At 71.5% G+C, this 16,039-nt stretch carries 13 protein-coding genes; 5 read left to right on the forward strand and 8 right to left on the reverse strand.

Annotated elements, in window-relative coordinates; all coding sequences use genetic code 11:
• The first annotated feature begins 5 nt into the window (after positions 1-5).
• The gene (locus I2501_RS10985; RefSeq protein ID WP_328806317.1) at positions 6-536 is read left to right on the forward strand and encodes a hypothetical protein; all 531 of its coding nucleotides are present in this window, start codon (positions 6-8) and stop codon (positions 534-536) included.
• Positions 537-547: 11 nt separating this feature from the next.
• Here I2501_RS10985 and I2501_RS10990 read toward each other — a convergent pair whose 3' ends face one another.
• The 3 genes from I2501_RS10990 to I2501_RS11000 form a co-directional block, all read right to left on the reverse strand.
• The gene (locus tag I2501_RS10990; RefSeq protein ID WP_196193737.1) at positions 548-1,438 is read right to left on the reverse strand and encodes a YhjD/YihY/BrkB family envelope integrity protein; all 891 of its coding nucleotides are present in this window, start codon (positions 1,436-1,438) and stop codon (positions 548-550) included.
• A gap of 107 nt (positions 1,439-1,545) precedes the next feature.
• Positions 1,546-3,297, reverse strand: a complete 1,752-nt coding sequence (locus tag I2501_RS10995) for an alpha/beta hydrolase (RefSeq protein ID WP_328806318.1) — start codon at positions 3,295-3,297, stop codon at positions 1,546-1,548.
• Between the two features lie 124 nt (positions 3,298-3,421).
• Entirely contained in the window at positions 3,422-4,138 is a 717-nt protein-coding gene (locus I2501_RS11000; RefSeq protein ID WP_196193738.1) for a CPBP family intramembrane glutamic endopeptidase, read from the reverse strand.
• A 180-nt stretch (positions 4,139-4,318) separates the two neighbouring features.
• On the opposite strand from I2501_RS11000, the gene I2501_RS11005 reads away from it, so the two are divergent.
• Genes I2501_RS11005 through I2501_RS11015 form a run of 3 tightly spaced genes read left to right on the forward strand, consistent with a single transcriptional unit; the run spans position 4,319 to position 5,349 of the window.
• Positions 4,319-4,783 carry a DUF6325 family protein gene (locus I2501_RS11005; protein ID WP_196193739.1) on the forward strand — a complete coding sequence of 155 codons (465 nt, stop codon included), beginning with the start codon at positions 4,319-4,321 and terminating at the stop codon, positions 4,781-4,783.
• A 41-nt stretch (positions 4,784-4,824) separates the two neighbouring features.
• Positions 4,825-5,106 carry an SHOCT domain-containing protein gene (locus tag I2501_RS11010; RefSeq protein ID WP_196193740.1) on the forward strand — a complete coding sequence of 94 codons (282 nt, stop codon included), beginning with the start codon at positions 4,825-4,827 and terminating at the stop codon, positions 5,104-5,106.
• Positions 5,107-5,148: 42 nt separating this feature from the next.
• On the forward strand, positions 5,149-5,349 hold the full coding sequence (locus I2501_RS11015) for a hypothetical protein (RefSeq protein ID WP_196193741.1): 201 nt from the start codon (positions 5,149-5,151) through the stop codon (positions 5,347-5,349).
• A gap of 47 nt (positions 5,350-5,396) precedes the next feature.
• On the opposite strand, the gene I2501_RS11020 is transcribed toward I2501_RS11015, so the two are convergent.
• The 4 genes from I2501_RS11020 to I2501_RS11035 form a co-directional block, all read right to left on the reverse strand.
• A complete protein-coding gene (locus I2501_RS11020) occupies positions 5,397-8,099 on the reverse strand; it encodes a LuxR C-terminal-related transcriptional regulator (RefSeq protein WP_196193742.1) in 2,703 nt (900 codons plus the stop codon).
• 185 nt (positions 8,100-8,284) lie between these two features.
• The gene (locus I2501_RS11025; RefSeq protein WP_196193743.1) at positions 8,285-10,120 is read right to left on the reverse strand and encodes a glycoside hydrolase family 15 protein; all 1,836 of its coding nucleotides are present in this window, start codon (positions 10,118-10,120) and stop codon (positions 8,285-8,287) included.
• A 132-nt stretch (positions 10,121-10,252) separates the two neighbouring features.
• Entirely contained in the window at positions 10,253-11,686 is a 1,434-nt protein-coding gene (locus I2501_RS11030) for an MFS transporter (protein WP_196193744.1), read from the reverse strand.
• A 201-nt stretch (positions 11,687-11,887) separates the two neighbouring features.
• On the reverse strand, positions 11,888-12,829 hold the full coding sequence (locus I2501_RS11035; RefSeq protein ID WP_196194119.1) for a 5'-3' exonuclease: 942 nt from the start codon (positions 12,827-12,829) through the stop codon (positions 11,888-11,890).
• Positions 12,830-12,991: 162 nt separating this feature from the next.
• Here I2501_RS11035 and I2501_RS11040 point away from each other — a divergent pair, with 162 nt between their 5' ends.
• Complete coding sequence (locus tag I2501_RS11040; RefSeq protein ID WP_328806319.1) at positions 12,992-13,909, forward strand: oxidoreductase; 918 nt, start codon at positions 12,992-12,994, stop codon at positions 13,907-13,909.
• Positions 13,910-13,925: 16 nt separating this feature from the next.
• On the opposite strand, the gene I2501_RS11045 is transcribed toward I2501_RS11040, so the two are convergent.
• Complete coding sequence (locus tag I2501_RS11045; protein ID WP_196193745.1) at positions 13,926-15,983, reverse strand: S9 family peptidase; 2,058 nt, start codon at positions 15,981-15,983, stop codon at positions 13,926-13,928.
• Between the last annotated feature and the right edge of the window lie 56 nt (positions 15,984-16,039).

Consider the following 16,039-nt stretch of genomic DNA (forward strand, 5'->3'; position numbering starts at 1 on the left):
GCACCGTGACTGTCCCTGGACCCTCGTCGACCCGTTCGCCCGACCCGTCGGATGCCGGTCCCGTCGGCCGCGCCGGCCGAACGGACTACGCGGGCGCGGTCTACGGCTCACTGCTGGCAGCATCGGTGATCGCGGCATTCGACCCGCACGGGGCGCACCCGAAGTTCTCCCTGATCGTGCTGCTCGTCGTCACGGGAGTCGTCTTCTGGATCGCGCACGCCTACGCCCACCTGGCCGGGGAGCGGGAGGCCGGGAAGACGGTCACCTGGCAGGAGACGCGACGCGTCGGCCGACACGAGTGGCCCATCGTCGAGGCCGCGATGATCCCCGCGCTCGCGGTGGTGATCAGTCCCCTGCCCGAAGCGGGTGAGAACGCCTGGCTGGCGATCGGCGTCGCCGTCGGTCAGCAGGTGTTCTGGACCGCCCTCGGGGCGGTGCGGTCCGGGGCGTCGAGGAAGCAGGCGGCTCTGGAGGCTGCGGTCAGCCTCGCCCTGGGCCTGATCATCGTGGCAGCCAAGGTCGTCGTGGGCCACTGAACCGAGGTCCTTCAGTCCGTACCGGGTCCTTCCGTACCGGGCTCTTCGAGCCGCCGCCGTCGTGCGTCGGAGAGCATCCGGCCCACCAGCGCACCGCCGAAGAAGATGAACCCGACGCCGATCAGCCAGCTCTCCACCACGACCACGATGCCGACCGCGCCGTAGGCCTCGGCGTTGCTCACGACCATCGGGTCGAACACCAGCCAGGAGAAGACCCGCAGGCCGCCCAGGCCGATGATGGTCGCGATCCCTCCCGGCAGCAGGGCGAGCCACCCGACCCGCCCACCGAGCAGGAAGTGCTGGCCCCACCAGAAGAACAGCAGGCCGGAGACCCCCAACAGGGCGATCCGCTCGACGGAGTCCCCCAGACCGTGCCGGAGCAGGGCGCCGGATTCCACGGAGAGTCCGACATAGGCGGTCAGGGCCGCCAGCCAGACGGTCTGGCGCCACAGCGCTCGCCAGGACGGAGCGGGCAGCCGCCAGATCTTCTCGAAGCCCGACTGCACGTCCGCCACGAAGCTCAGGCCGAACAGGGCCAGCAGGGCGAGACTGACGGCGCCGCCCGCACGGGCCGCCTCACGCTCGGTCGCGAAGAGCCGGACCACCGGCATCGACTCGCGCGGGGGCAGGCTCATGCCGTCGGTCACCCACTGCGCGAACCCGTTCTCGTGGAAGGGGTCGATCGCCGCCACCACGATCAGCAGCGGCGCCAGCGTGACCAACCCCTGGGTCGCGAAGCCCATGGACCGGCGCATCAGGTCGAGCTCCGCCGCCTGCCGCCAGGCGCGTCCCGGGGCGCTCGCACGCCAGCGCTGTCCCCATGACGTTCCGCCACTTCTGTGAACGCCGTCGGAGGGCTGCTGCTCGCCCGGACGGTCCGGACCCTCGGGGTCACCACCCATGCGTTCCTCCCGAGTACGCGCCGGGCCGACGCCCGCGTCCTCACGGTGGCAGAGGCACGGCGCGCAGCCAGGAAGAACACGCCGAGGACGGCGGCGCCAGCGTGGGGTCAGGCGTCCTTCGCGATGATCTGCCGCAGGTGGTCCAGGTCCTGGGGGGAGAAGCCGGACGGCCGCAGGACCGTGTTCCAGGCGTCCACGTACTCGGCGGTGTACTTGTGGCCGTGCCCGGCCGGTACCCCGGTGGAGAACGGCAGATCCGCGGTGACCTGCCAGAACGTCACGAACGGGATCCAGACGGTGCCCTTGAGGACGTCCTGTCCGGGCGTCTCGGCGATCCAGTCGGGTTCGCTGAAGACGAGGTGCGGGCTCCACCAGACGATCGGATCGGACGGATGCATCAGGTACAGGACCCGGGTGCCGTTCCAGGGTTGGCCCGAGGGCGGGATCGCGGCACTCGGGTCGCTGGCGAAGCGGACGATCCGCCCGTCCCGGTAGACCGGCTGGATCTCCGGGCTGCCCGGGTCGCGGTGGTCGCTGAACTCGCGGAACAGCGTGTTGAAGTTGGGCGGCCCCACGAACAGCGTGCCGGACGTGCGGTTGGCCAGGTCGTTCTCGCCGCTGAACGCCGTCTCACCGCCGAAGGAGCCGAGGCTCTCTCCGGCCACGTAGAGCTTGGGCCGGCTCGCCTGGGGCAGCTGCGACCAGACGCCGTAGACCGCGTCGAAGAGGTCGCGGCCAGCCTCCCTCGCCTTGGACTGGTCCACCAGGTAGGAGATCCACGACGGCAGGTAGGAGTACTGGATCGCCACGGTCGCGTCGTCCCCGCCGGACAGGTAGTCGAACGAGTCCACAGAGGCCGGGTCCACCCAGCCGCTTCCGGTCGTGGTCACCACCAGCAGGTTCTTGCGATGGAAGCCGCCGGCCCGTTCCAGGTCCTGGACCGCGAGGGCCGCGCGGGACTCGGTGTCGTCCGCCGATCCCAGCCCGGCGTAGGTGCGGATCGGCTCCATCGCCGGGCGGTGGGAGAGCGTGGCGATGTTCGCCTGGGACGGGCCGCTGCCGACGAAGCCGCGCCCCTGCCGGCCCAGCGTGTCCCACGGCACGAGCGAGCCGGGTCCGCCTGACCGCAGGGCGGTGGTCGGCTGGTGCACGCCCTCGGGGGTCGCGCCGTCGCGGACCGAGAAGATGTCGTTGGCCAGGCCGACAAGACCCTGCAGCAGCAGGCCGGTGATGACCAGGTAGGTCACGCCGGCCACCAGGATCCAGCCGACTGTCCTCGCCGCGCGCCGTCCGATCCTGCGGCCGAGCCGCTCCGCCGTCCAGCGGAACACACCCCGGATCCCGCGGCCGATCAGCAGCAGGATCCAGAACACCGCTGCCGCGATCAGCGGCGAGAGCACGACCAGCCAGACGTCGTACTCGCTGACGCCCATCATGTGGCGGATCAGGTACTGCCAGTACTGCCCGAGACCGAAGAAGACGACGAGGAGCACGGCCGCGCTGATCAGGAAGGCGCGCCAGGCCCACGACCTGGGCGGGCGCGGGTCCCGGTCGGCGAAGGCCCGCCAGATCGACGCCAGCAGCACCCCTACGCCGTAGCCGATGACCGCGCTGATGCCCCAGACCACGCCCTGGATCACGCCACCGCGTGGCAGCAGTGACGGTGTGAAGGACAGGCACGAGGCGACGAGCGCGCCCCAGCAGCCGGGAAGGGTCAGCGAGTTGAGCTTCCGGTGCTCTCTCCAGCGCCGTGCCGGCTTCGACGGCCCGGGCTGCTCCGGCTCCTCCGGCTTCTCGGGCTTCTTCGGCCCGTCGGGCCCTTCGTCCGGGTCCTGGGCCTCGTCCAGCGGGTTCACCACGGCGACCCATCAGGTAGAGGGACGTGAGGCTGCGAGCGGCAGGGCGGGCGGTCTCGGCGGCGACCGGTTTCGGTGCTCCTTCATCCTCACCCGCGCGCCTACGCGGTGCCAGCCGACCCGGGTGTTACCGCGTCCGCGCCAGGGAGAACGCGGTCAGGTAGCCCAGCGCGTTCGTCGCCCAGTGGAGTCCGATCGGGGCGAGCAGGCTGTCGCTGCGGCGGCGCAGCTCGCAGAAGAGCACGCCGGCGGCCGAGGTGAAGAGCACCGCGCCGAGATCGGCGACGACGGCGCCGACCGGGGTGTGACCGAAGACCGCGGTGAGCGCGGGCTTCTGGGTGGCCAGGTGCAGGGAGGGCAGCACGTGCCAGAGCCCGAACAGGCCGGAGGAGACCGCGGTGGCGGCCACGGTGCCGCGATAACGCCGGACTAGCCCGTACAGCACGCCACGGAAGGCGTACTCCTCCAGCAGCACGGTGCCCAGCGGCACCGTCACGAACACCCGAAGCGCCACCTCGCCGCCGCTGAGGTGCTCGGTGCGCGTGTCGGAGAAGAGCTCCCTGGTGAACGGCAGCAACGCCCCGACCAGGTACACCGACGCGACCAGGCCGATCAGCGCCAGCGCCCACCCGGCCCCGCGGCGCAGCGTGCCCGCGCCCAGGCCCACGTCGTCCCGGGTGCCACCGGCCCACCACACGACGGCGGTGAGCAGCGCGATCGCCAGGACGGGGTCGGCCGGACCGAGGGCGGGGAGGCGCCCGTTCTCGGCAAGGTTGGCCAGGACCAGCACCGCCAGCACTGACGGCAGCACGATCCTCGGCGACGCCGGGCGGCTGATACGCATCAGAACCTCAGGTTAGGCCCGGAGCGGTCCGCCCGGCACGGAACGACGGCTGACCGGCACGCCCAGGCTGCGTATCACCCGGTGCAGGTGATCTGCGACCGGGACGGTGCTCGTAACGTCGGACTTGCGCCCGGCCGTGTCGCGTCGCGCGCCCACCGCCGCGTGTGAAAGGAGCGGGGCATGGCTGAAGATGCGTTGATCGAGAGCGGCCCCATCGACTACCTGGTGGTCGAGTTCCCCGGCAACCGGATGACCGGGGAGGGCCTGCCCCTGCTGGTCGACCTGGTGGATCGCGGCATCATCCGCATCCTGGACTTCGCGTTCGTGCGCAAGGACGCCGACGGGGTGGTCACAGCCATGGAACTCGCCGACTTCGACGGTGACGGAACGCTGGACCTGGCGGTCTTCGAGGGCGTCTCCTCCGGACTGCTGGGCGCGGACGACCTGGGCGAGGCGGCCGGGGTGCTGGAGCCAGGGAACTCCGCCGGCGTGCTCATCTACGAGAACACCTGGGCGGGTCCGTTCGCCGCCGCGCTGCGCAGAGGTGGGGCCCAGGTGGTCGCCAGCGGCCGGGTGCCGGTGCAGGACCTGGTGCGCTCCCTGGAAGAGCTGGAAGAGCTGGAAGGACTGGAAGAGCTGGGCTAGCGCGCCGGCTGGAACCGCCGAACGTCGAGAGAGGAACCGACATGCCTGGACTGCTGCGCGGGGTCGCGCGCACCGCCGTCGTCGCGGGCACGGCCACGGCCGTGTCCAACCGTGTCTCCCGCCGCCAGGCGGGCCGTTGGGCGGAGCAGGAAGCCCCCGCGCCCGCACCCGCCCCGGCACCGGTGGCCCCGGCCCCGGCTGCCGCGGCCCCGACCATGGACGACAAGATCTCCCAGCTGCAGCGGTTGGGCCAGCTCAGGGACCAGGGGGTGCTCACCGAGGCGGAGTTCGCCGCGCAGAAGCAGAACATCCTCGGAGGCTGAGTCCCAGGACGCCGCCTTCGGGAGGAGAAGGGGAGCGGCCCAGTGCGCTACGAGATCCGTGTCGCCGGTGTGCTTCAGGAGACGACGCGCCGAGAGGGCTTTCCGGAGCTGCAGAGCGTGGTCGTGTCCGGGCAGACCTTGATGTTCGGGGACGTCGTCGACGAGGCCCACCTGTACGGACTGCTGAACCGTCTCCACGCGCTCGGACTGACGGTGACCGACGTGCGCCAGATGCCCGACTGAGCACCCGCCGGTCCGTCGGTCCGCAGTACGCGGGTCCGCGGGTCCGGTCAGCCCGGGTCCAGCAGGTGCAGCCGGTCGGCCCGTTGCGCCGCTTCGCGGCGGCTGGTCGTGCCCAGTTTCCGGTTGATGCTCTTCAGATGCGTCTTGACGGTGTTCGGCGACACGAAGAGGTCCTCGGCGATCTCCTCGGTCGACATCATCCGGCAGACACGGGCGAGCACCGCACGTTCGCGCCTGGTCAGCGGCTTGGTGAGCGGAGCGGCGCCGCCGGCGTCGGAGCACGGGGATTCGGGTGGGCACAGGTCGCTGGGGAGCCACGGATGGGCCTGGGCCAGCTGGGGATGCATCCGCAGCTGACGGCGCACCCATCCGGCCGACTCACAGAACGGGCGTCGCAGTCGCTCGCCCTTCGCCGTGGCGAGGGCCTGGACCAGCAGGCGTTCGCAGGAGGCGTCGCTGCGGGACGAGCCGGCCTGGCCCAGAAGCAGCAGGGCACGCGTGCGGGTGGCGCTGCCGAGGCAGGGATCGCGGCGCAGGGCCTGGAGCTGCGCCATCGCCCGCTCGTCGTCCGGGTCCACGGCGAGACGAGCGCGCGCCTCGGCCATCATGGAGTCGGGCGCGTTCCGGGGCACCTCGGTGAGGGCGGCCATGGCCGCCTCAGGTCGCCCGGCCGCGAGGTGCGCCGCAGAGGCGGTGACGGCAAGGCGCTCCCGGCCCCAGTCCGAAGGGTGGTCGGCGAGATCGTCGCGGCGGGCCTGCGCGAGTTCCTCCAACGCCACGTCGGGGTTGCCCTGTGCCACATGCAGGGCGGCGCGGATGGCACTGGTGCCCAGCGCGACCACGGGGTCGGGTCCGGGCGAGTCGGGCGCAGAGGCTCTGGCGAGCGCTGCCTGGACCGCCCCCACTTCGTCGCGTTCCAAGGCGGTGGCGGCCAGGACCAGGTCGCGCACCTGGGTCCTTGTCTCCGGTGGGACGCTGAAGTGCTCCGCCTCCTCGTCGGCGTGGTGGATCCGCCGCTCCGCGCGTCCCGGCCACCCGCGGAGGTAGTCGATCAGCGCCAGTCGGCACTGGGACTCGTGGCGCAGCTGGGCGGTCGTCGGTGTGAGCGGCGCCTGGGCTGCGGCCTCCAGAGCCCGCCCGGCGTCGCTCAGCCGGCCCTGCCACAGCAGCACGGAGCCGAGTTCGGCGTCCACCTGGGTGAGCAGTTCCGGGTGCTGGGCGAGGGGTTCGGCGAGGGCGGCGTGTTCCAGGCTGTGGGCCTGGCGGGCAGCGGTGGCGGCGATCGACACCGAGCCGAGCAGTCGGCCGGCCCCCGCGCGCAGGAAGGCGGACGCCATGCGCAGACAGGCGTCCGGGGTCTCCGGGGTCGGTGACCGGTCTTCTTCGACGCGATCGAGGACCTGCAGCGCGGCGTCGACGTCGTCCCGCGCCAGGTGCATCGCGGCTCGGACCAGTTCGGCCTCAGGGGACACCACGGACGGCGGCATCCGCGAGAACTGTGCCTGCAGCCGAGCGGCGTCCCGGCCGGTGAGCAACTGCCCGATCGCGAACTGGCTGACCAGAAGCTGCGCGGCCAGTCCCCAGGCACCGGCTTCGACGGCGTGGTCGCGCGCGGCGCGGAACTGGTCGTGGTCTGCGAGCCACTTCGCGGCGCGCAGGTGCAGATCCTCCACCTGGTCGGTGGTGGTGGCCTGCAGATGCAGGCGAAGGATGCCGGCGAACATCGGGTGCAGCCGGTACCAGCCGTCCGGCAGCGCTTCGGTGAAGGTGTTCGCCCGGTGGAGCTCGGCCAGCATCGGGTGGCCGTCCCGCCGCCCTGTGAGTGCGTCGGCCAGTTCGGGATGGATGCGGGTCAGGATGCTGCAGCGCAGCAGCAGGTCCTGTCTGGCGGCGGGTTGGGAGTGCAGGACCTCGGTGAGCAGGAAGTCCGACAGGGCGGACTGTTCGACGTCGATCTGCTTGAGGTAGGCGTCGGCGTCGTCCGCGTCCTGCGCGGCGATGGCCAGCAGCCGCAGTCCTGCGGTCCAGCCGGAGAGCCGGTGGTGGACGGCTTCGACGGCGGACCTGCTCAGGTGCAGCCCCTGAAGGTCCAGCATGTGCGCGGTCTCGGAAAGCCGCATGGCCAGGTCGGTCGCGCGGATCTCCGCGAGTTGGCCGGCGAGGCGGTAGCGGTGCAGCGGCAGGAGCGGCTCGTCCCGGCTGATCAGGACGAGCCGCAGCTGTCCGGCGGTGTGCCGGACCAGGTCGTGCAGTTGTCCGGCCACGACCAGCTCGTCGCTGTGTTCGAACTCGTCCAGCACCAGCACGACCGGCTCGGGCTGGCGGTTGATCCACGCGGCGAGCCGTACCAGTACGGACGGTTCGATGTGCTCGGCCTTGGCCGGTACACCGATGTCCGCCGGCATTCCGGGCAGGACGCGACGCAGGGTCTCGCGGACGTAGGCCCAGAAGTTGCCGGGCAGGTTGTCTCCGGCTTCCAACGTCAGCCAGCCGACGGGGCCCGGATGCCTGCCGCGCCGGAGCCAGTCGGCCACCAGCAGCGTCTTCCCGGCTCCCGCAGGACCGTTCACCAAGGTCACCGGGAGGTGGACGGCGTCGTCGAGCTGCCGCACGAGCCGGTCGCGAGGCAGAAACGCCTCCGGGGCCTCGGGCGGCTGCAAGCGCGTGGCGAGCACCGGGTCGCCGTTCGGCAGGTCGTCCGTCGGCGCGACGGCATCGAGTGCCTTCGCTCTCCTGCGTGGATCGGGCATCAGACACCGCCTGAGGCTGGCCATGACCCGTGGCGGACGTGTCTCGCAGAGCACCTCGGAGACTCGACCGTCCGTGCTCCTTGGGCGGGCGCCCGGCGAGCTCCGCCGCTGGCATCTCCAGGATCGGCTTCCGCGAGCGCAAAAGGAAGGACCGACCGGCCCACCCTCCCGGACGATGTCCCGGGTCAACCGGTGGCAAGGTGGTCGAGTTCGTCGTCCAGCGCGAGTGCCGCGTCGATCAGGGCGAGGTGGGTGAACGCCTGCGGGAAGTTGCCCAGTTGCTCACCGGAGGGTCCGATCTCCTCGGCGAACAGGCCGACATGGTTGGAGTAGGTGAGCATCTTGTCGAACGCGTACCGTGCCTGCTGCAGTCGACCCGCCCGGGCGAGCGCCTCCACGTAGAAGAAACTGCAGAGGTTGAAGGTGCCCTCGGAGCCGCGCAGCCCGTCGGGGGAGGCGGCCGGGTCGTAGCGGTAGACCAGGCTGTCGCTGACGAGTTCCTCGTCCATCGCGTCCAGGGTGGAGAGCCAGGCCGGGTCGGTGGGGGACAGGAAGCCGACCTTGGGCATCAGCAGCAGCGAGGCGTCGAGCACGTCGGTCGCGTAGTGCTGGGTGAAGGCCTCCCGCTTCTGGCTCCAGCCACGGCGCACGATCTGCCGGAGGATGTCGTCGCGGACGTCCTCCCAGCGGTCGAGGTCCGCGGGGCGGGCGAAGGCACGGGCGATGCGGACCGCGCGGTCGAAGGCGACCCAGCACATCAGCCGGCTGTAGGTGAAGTCCTGGCGTCCCCCACGGGTCTCCCAGATCCCCTCGTCGGGGCGATCCCAGTGGCCCGCGAGCCAGTCGATCATGTCGCTGAAGGCCCGCCAGCCGGCCAGCGTGCCGATGTCACCGCCACCGGTGGCGAACGCGTACGCGGCCTCACCGTAGATGTCGAGCTGGAGCTGGTCGGCGGCGGCGTTGCCGGCGCGCACCGGTGCGGAGCGGAGGTAGCCCTCCCAGTGGGGCAGCACCTCCTCGGTCAGGAGGGAGTCGCCGTCGATCCGGTACATGATCTGCAGCGGCTCGCTCTGGTCGTCGTCATCGGCGGCCTGGATGCGGTCGCGCACCCAGTGCCGGAAGGCCAGAGCCTCCTCCTCGAAGCCGAGGCCCATCAGGGCGTGCACCGAGAGCGACCCGTCGCGGATCCAGGTGTAGCGGTAGTCCCAGTTGCGCTCTCCGCCGATCTGCTCGGGCAGGCCCATGGTGGCCGCGGCGATCGGCGCACCGCTGGGGTGGTAGGTGAGGAGCTTGAGGGTGATCGCCGATCGATGCACGATCTGCTGCCAGCGGCCGGCGTAGGTGGAGACGGCGAGCCATCGGTACCAGAAGTCGCGGCAGGCGTCGAAGTCGGCGCGGGTGTCCTGGTCCCGGAGCGGGGCGGGGCGGGTGCCGCCGCTGGACTGCGAGGTCAGGACCACCGTGGCCAGCTCGCCCGCGTCCAGGGTGAACCGCGCGGTGATGTCCTGGTCCGACGGTCGCAGCTCCACCGGACCGGTGGCCTGCAGGTACAGCTCCTGTGTGGGCCCCTGGAACAGCGCCGAGCGCTCGTCCAGCAGGGTCACGTGGTGGGCGGCCCGGCCGTAGTCGAAGCGCGGCCGACACTCCAGGACGAAGGGCACCCTGCCGCGCACGACCCGGGCCGCCCGAAAGATCCGATGCGTGTCGGCAGCGGAAGCGGAGACGTCCGGGAGCATGAAGTCGATGACCTCGGCCACGCCGTCAGGGGCCAGGAAGCGGGTCATCAGGATGGCGGTGTCGGGCAGGTAGAGCTGCTTGATCTGGACGCCGGGGACGGCGTCGGCGTCGACGGCAAGCCGACAGTTGCCGCCCTTGTCGTGGTCCAGGAGGGAGGCGAACAGGCTGGGCGAGTCGAATCGGGGAGCGCACCACCAGTCGATGTCACCACCGGTGGAGACGAGTGCGGCGGTCTGCAGGTCGCCGACGATGCCATGCTCCGCGATCGGAGGGTACGGGTCCATGGGGTGCTCCGTGGGAGGCGAGGAACTGCCTGCGCCCACAGCGTAGAAACGCCGGTCGCGTGGTCGGATCACCCAGCGTGGGTGACTTTCGCGAGCGGGCGGGGGCCGGTCGCAGGGCGGAATCCGCCGGACTCACCCGCCCGGTGGTGCGGCCGCATCCGGGACCGTCGACCCGTGTTGGGCGGGCTCCTGGCTCCTGGGCAGACGCATGGCCGTGAGCAGTCCGCCGATGCTGACGACCGCCAGCACGGCCATGGCGGCGGCGTACGAGCCTCGGGTGAGATCGGCGACCAGGATGGTGCCGGCGATGGCGGTACCGAAGGAGGAACCGAGGTTGGACACGCTCCGGGACAGGCCGGAGATCTCGCCCTGCCGTGCTTCGGGGAACGCGGACTGCACGAGGTTGACCGACGGCGTGAGCATCAGCCCGACGCCTGTCCCGATCAGGAGCAGTCCCGGTGCGAAGGCCCAAGGTGTCGGGGAGCCGCCGACCAGGGCGATCAGCAGACCGATACCGACGGCGGTGATGGCGAACCCGGCCATGATGAGCCGGCGTTGCGGCCAGCGCCGGGACAGGGGCTCGGCGCGGAGCGATGCGGCCAGCAGGCCGACCGTGGCGGCGGTAAAGATCACACCGGTCTGGACCGCGTCGTAGCCGCGCACCACCTGCAGGTAGGCGGCCACGGTGAAGGAGGTGCCCATGAGGATCAGCCACTGGAGGTTCTGCGTGACCAGGCCGAGGTTGGAGGCGCGGACGTGGAAGAGGGAGCTGGAGATCAGCGGCTCCTTGCCGGCTCTCTCCTGGGCGCGCACCCGCAGGAAGAACCAGGCCAGGACGAGCGCTCCGGCCAGCATGAGGCCGAGGGTCAGCCACAGGTTGGTGCTGGCGGCCAGGATGCCCATGACGACGAGGAGCAGCCCGACCGCGGAGATCGCCGCGCCGCCGATGTCGAAGGAACGGCTCGGGTCGGGCTTGATCGGGTCGGTCAACCGCAGGCTCAGCAGCAGGATGACGGTGACGACCAGGGCCTGGAAACCGAAGGCCGCCCGCCAGCTCAGCACCGAGGTGATGAGCCCACCGATCAGCGGCCCGGCCGCCGCACCGACGCCACCCATGGCCATGACGACCCCGAAGGCGCGGGCGCGGGCCGTGAGGTCGGGGAAGAGCAGCGTCGTCAGGATGTAGACGGGAGGGATGAGCAGTGCCGTGCCGATTCCTTCAAGGATCGAGTTGCCCACGATGAGTACCCCGAGGTTCGGGGAGACCGCGGCGATCACCGCGCCGACCCCGTAGATCGCCAGCCCCGTGGTGAAGCACCGCTTGCGGCCGTACCGGTCGGTCAGCTTGCCGCCGGGGATCATGAGCGCGGCCATCACCAGCAGAAAGACGGTGATCGAGATCTGCACGCCGTGGACGGTGGTGTGCAGATCCTTGCTGATGTCGTTGATCATGACGTTCATGTTCGAGCCCGCGAAACTGCAGATGAACTGCGCCAGGGCGAGCGGCGCGAGAACCGTGCGCGAGGCCCCTGACGATCGCCCCGCGGTGGGTGCTGAAGTCACCATCACGGTTCCTCTCATGCAACGACGGCGCGGACGAGCGCGTCCCTGGCGGCTGCTCGGAACTCGTCACCTGCGCGGGCGCTTGCCCATACCCTCAACCTTCCTGAACAGGCCGGAGGGCCGGTTCACCCACCGCGGGTGATCCAGGGCCTGTCGTCCCGCTCCTCGCGGTTCGTCGCGCACGCATGCAGCGGAGGCGATGCGTCAGGCGTTCTTGCCGTTCTTGCCGTTCTGCGCGAGGGCGTCGAGGACGCGGGTGAGGGAGCTGCCGAGGCCCCAGCGGGCGGCGAGGTCGTGCAGGGCCTGGGGGTCGCGGGGTTCGCGGGGGAGGGTGGGGTCGAGGTCGGCGGGGATGGGGACGTCGGTGGCGACCTGGACGACCTTGGGAGCGACGGCGAGGTAGCCGGTGGCGTCGGCGATGCGCTTGCGCTGGGTGGGGGTGAGCTTGGCGGAGGGGTCGAGGGCTGCGGCCTGGATGGCGGCGAGGTCGCCGAACTGGGTGATCAGCTTGGCGGCGGTCTTCTCGCCGATGCCGGGGACGCCGGGGAGGCCGTCGCTCGGGTCGCCGCGGAGGGCGGCCATGTCGGCGTACTGGGCGCCGGTGACGGCGTACTTCTCCATCAGCAGGGCGTCGTCGGTGAGTTGGAGGGTGCCGACGCCCTTGATCGGGTAGAGCACGCGGACGCCCCGGGCGTCGTCGACGAGCTGGAAGAGGTCCCGGTCGCCCGTCACCACGTCGACGGGGCCGGTGGCGCGCGTCGTGAGGGTGCCGATGACGTCGTCGGCCTCGTAGTCGGGGACGCCGAGCCGGGCGATGCCGAGGGCGTCGAGGACGGCGGTGATGACCGGGACCTGCGGGGAGAGCGTGTCCGGGATCTCCTCCTCGCCCGGGGCCGGGGTGGTGTCCTCCGTCGGCTGGGCGAGGCGGTGGGTCTTGTAGCTCGGGATCAGGTCGACGCGCCACTGCGGACGCCAGTCGGCGTCCATGCAGGCGACCAGCTCTTCCGGGGCGTGGTCCGCGACCAGGCGGGCGATGAAGTCGAGCAGCCCGCGCACCGCGTTGACGGGCTCGCCCTGCGGGGACCGCACGGAGTCGGGCACGCCGAAGTAGGCGCGGAAGTAGAGGCTCGCGGAGTCCAGCAGCATCAGCCGGGGGGCGGTTCGACTCATGCGCTCATCTTGCCGTACGGCACCGACAGCTGTGGTCGGACACCACGACCCGGCGCTTGACAGCCCCTGTGCTGGAGGCGGACGATCGGGTCGAGATCATTGTTTACAGCGTTCACTTCTTGGATTCGGAGGGCCGTCGTGGCCTGGAGCGCAGCCGACGTACCCGATCAGAGCGGCCGGGTGGCCGTCGTCACCGGCGCCAACAGCGGCCTGGGGCTGGAGACCGCGAAGGTCCTCGCCGCGCGCGGCGCGACCGTCGTGATGGCCTGCCGCGATCCGCGGCGCGCCGAGCAGGCCGCGGCCGAGGTCGGGCGGCAGGGCGACGGCAAGGCCGAGGTGCTCCGGCTGGACCTGGCGTCGCTGGACTCCGTCCGTTCGGCGGCCGAGGAGCTGCGCGGACGACACCCGCGCGTCGACCTGCTGGTCAACAACGCCGGGGTGATGTTCACCCCGTACGGCCGGACCGCCGACGGCTTCGAGATGCAGCTCGGCACCAACCACCTCGGGCACTTCGCCTTCACCGGGCTCGTGCTCGACCTGCTGCGCGAGGTGCCCGACTCGCGGATCGTGGTCGTGGCCAGCCTGGCCCACCAGTTCGCCCGACGCGGCGTCAACTTCGACGACCTGCAGTCCGAGCGCGGCTACAAGCGGGTGGCGGCCTACGGGCAGTCCAAGCTGGCCAACCTGCTCTTCGCCTACGAGTTGCAGCGCCGTCTGGCCGCCGCCGAGGACGTCCGGACCGTCGCGCTGGCCGCCCACCCCGGCTACTCCAGCACCGAGCTGACGCGTCATCTGCCGCAGTTCCTGCAGCCCGCCAACCGGGTGCTGGTCGAGCCGCTGCTGGCCCAGCCCGCTGTGGCCGGTGCGCTGCCCTCGCTGCTCGCCGCGACCGACCCGCAGGCGCGGGGCGGCGAGTACTACGGCCCCGACGGCTTCCAGGAGCTGCGCGGCGCGCCGAAGCGGGTCAACTCCACCCGGGCCTCCCACGACACCGACGCACAGCGACGGCTGTGGTCGGTGTCGGAGGAGCTGACCGGGGTCACCTACTCGATCTGATCAGGCTGATCAGGCCTCAGACGTGGTCGGGACGGCGCCACTCCTCGCCCAGCACGTGGTGGGCGAGGAACGCCAGCACGGTGGTGTACCAGAGCTTGGCGTTGTTGGGCTTGGTCACCCAGTGGCCCTCGTCCGGGAAGTAGAGGAACTTGGCCGGGACCTCGAACCGGGCCAGGTCCGACCAGAGGGCCAGCGCCTCGCCGATCGGGACGCGGTAGTCCTTGTCGCCGTGGACCACCAGCATCGGGGTGCGGATGGACGGCGCGTGGAAGTGCGGGGAGGAGGCGTCCAGCCGCTCCGGCCGGGTCAGCGGGTCGCCGAAGTGCTTGCGCCACCAGGCGGTGGCGTCGGTGGTGCCGTTGAACGAGTACAGGTTCCAGAGGGCGGCGTGGGTGACGATGGCCTTGAACCGGTCGGTGTGGCCCGCGATCCAGTTGGCCATGTAGCCGCCGAACGAGCCGCCCATCATGGCGGTCCGCTCCGCGTCGAGGTCGTCGCGCTCCAGTGCGGCGTCGGTGAGGGCGAGCACGTCCGTGAACGGGTTGCCGCCCCAGTCGCCCCAGCCGCGGGCGTGCATCTCCTGGCCGTAGCCGGTGGAGAGCGCCGGGTCGGGGAGCAGCACGGCGTAGCCGGCCGCGGCCGCGATCCACGGATTCCAGCGCCAGGTCCAGGAGTTCCAGCTCATCTGCGGCCCGCCGTGCACCCAGAGCAGCAGCGGCGCCGGACGCTCCGCCGACGCGCCCTCCGGCAGGACCAGCCAGGCGCGCAGCGCGGTGCCGTCCTCGGCGGTGGTGCTGACCTCGGTCAGCGAGCCCGGCACCGAGGCGATCCGGCCGGGCGCGGGCAGGACCGTCGGATCGTCCTGGTCGGCGCGGCGTGCGTCCAGGCGGACGGCGGTCGGCGGGCTGTCGACCGCGGCGCGCAGCGCGTACAGCGCCGTGCCGTCCGGGGAGACGGTCAGGTTGGTGTAGGCGCCCGACAGGGTCAGGCGGGTCAGGGTTCCGTCGCCGGTGTCGAGCCGGTAGACCGGCGAACGGCCCTCCGTGTCGGCGGCGAAGAAGACGACGGGCGCTCCGTCCGGTCCGGGGACCGGGGAGACGGCGAGGTTGCTCGGCCAGTGCGGGAAGTCGGGGAGCAGGTCGCGGCCCGCGTCGAGCGGGTCGGTGGCGTCGGGGAAGAACCACAGGGTGGAGTCGTGGCTCTTCTCCCAGGTGGAGTTGACGGAGCGTCGGCAGACCAGCCCGCGCGAGTCGGGGGTGAAGAACGCCGACCCGAAGGAGACGTTGTCGAGCTGGATCCGCCGCAGCTCCTTGCCGGTCACCGCGTCGGAGACGACGATCACCTCGGTCGTGGTGTCCGGGTGGCCGGCGCTGAGTGCGGCCCAGGCGACGAGCGAGCCGTCGGGGGACATCACCACGTTGGGCTCGAAGGCGTTCGAGGGTCCGCAGTCCACCGACGCGTCGGCGGGGGCGGCGTCCGAGGCCGTGATGACATGCGGACGGCCGGGGCCGAGGTCGTGGTCCCAGTAGCGGACGATCGCGTCCTCGTGCAGCACCGCGCTGACCTTCGCCTCGTCACGCGCCTTGCGCAGCGCGGCGTCCGACTCGGCGTCGACCGCACCGGGGAGCCGGGGGGAGAGGTAGGCGATCCGACCGCCCGACCGCGCCACCGCGAACGAGTCGACCCCGGCGGCCGGATGCAGGATCCGCTCGGCCTCGCCGCCGTCGGCCGGAAGCGCCCACAGCGTGGCCGCCTTGGACTCCGGCTCGCCCTTCGGCGCGTCGGGCTGCGGGCGGCCGGAGAGGAACAGCAGCGCGCCGTCCGCCCGGAACGCGGGCGCGGACTCACCCTTGTCGGACCGGGTCAGCCGCCTGGCGGGCCGTTCGCCCTCCGGGTCGAGCTCCCACAGCGCGGTGATGAACCTGGTCCGGTCGGAGGAGAGCTCCGACACGGTCGTGACCAGGCGCGATCCGTCGGGTGAGAGTGCGAGCCCGCCGATGCGCGGGATCGCGAGGAACGCGTCGAGGTCATGGAACGGCGTTGCGCCCTCGGGCTGCTGCGGGTTCGTCGGCATGCGGACAGTCTTGTCGGGGGCGAGCCTTTCGGCCAGGGGTTCGTGCCATCAGATCG

Origin of the sequence: Streptacidiphilus fuscans, assembly GCF_015690355.1 — a bacterium.
GTDB lineage: Bacteria > Actinomycetota > Actinomycetes > Streptomycetales > Streptomycetaceae > Streptacidiphilus > Streptacidiphilus fuscans.

Coding starts and splice junctions, on each gene's coding strand:
- I2501_RS10990 (WP_196193737.1), bottom strand. CDS start 1,438: ATGGGTGGTGACCCCGAGGGTCCGGACCGTCCGGGCGAGCAGCAGCCC.
- I2501_RS11000 (WP_196193738.1), bottom strand. CDS start 4,138: ATGCGTATCAGCCGCCCGGCGTCGCCGAGGATCGTGCTGCCGTCAGTG.
- I2501_RS11005 (WP_196193739.1), top strand. CDS start 4,319: ATGGCTGAAGATGCGTTGATCGAGAGCGGCCCCATCGACTACCTGGTG.
- I2501_RS11010 (WP_196193740.1), top strand. CDS start 4,825: ATGCCTGGACTGCTGCGCGGGGTCGCGCGCACCGCCGTCGTCGCGGGC.
- I2501_RS11020 (WP_196193742.1), bottom strand. CDS start 8,099: ATGCCCGATCCACGCAGGAGAGCGAAGGCACTCGATGCCGTCGCGCCG.
- I2501_RS11025 (WP_196193743.1), bottom strand. CDS start 10,120: ATGGACCCGTACCCTCCGATCGCGGAGCATGGCATCGTCGGCGACCTG.
- I2501_RS11030 (WP_196193744.1), bottom strand. CDS start 11,686: ATGGTGACTTCAGCACCCACCGCGGGGCGATCGTCAGGGGCCTCGCGC.
- I2501_RS11035 (WP_196194119.1), bottom strand. CDS start 12,829: ATGCTGCTGGACTCCGCGAGCCTCTACTTCCGCGCCTACTTCGGCGTG.
- I2501_RS11045 (WP_196193745.1), bottom strand. CDS start 15,983: ATGCCGACGAACCCGCAGCAGCCCGAGGGCGCAACGCCGTTCCATGAC.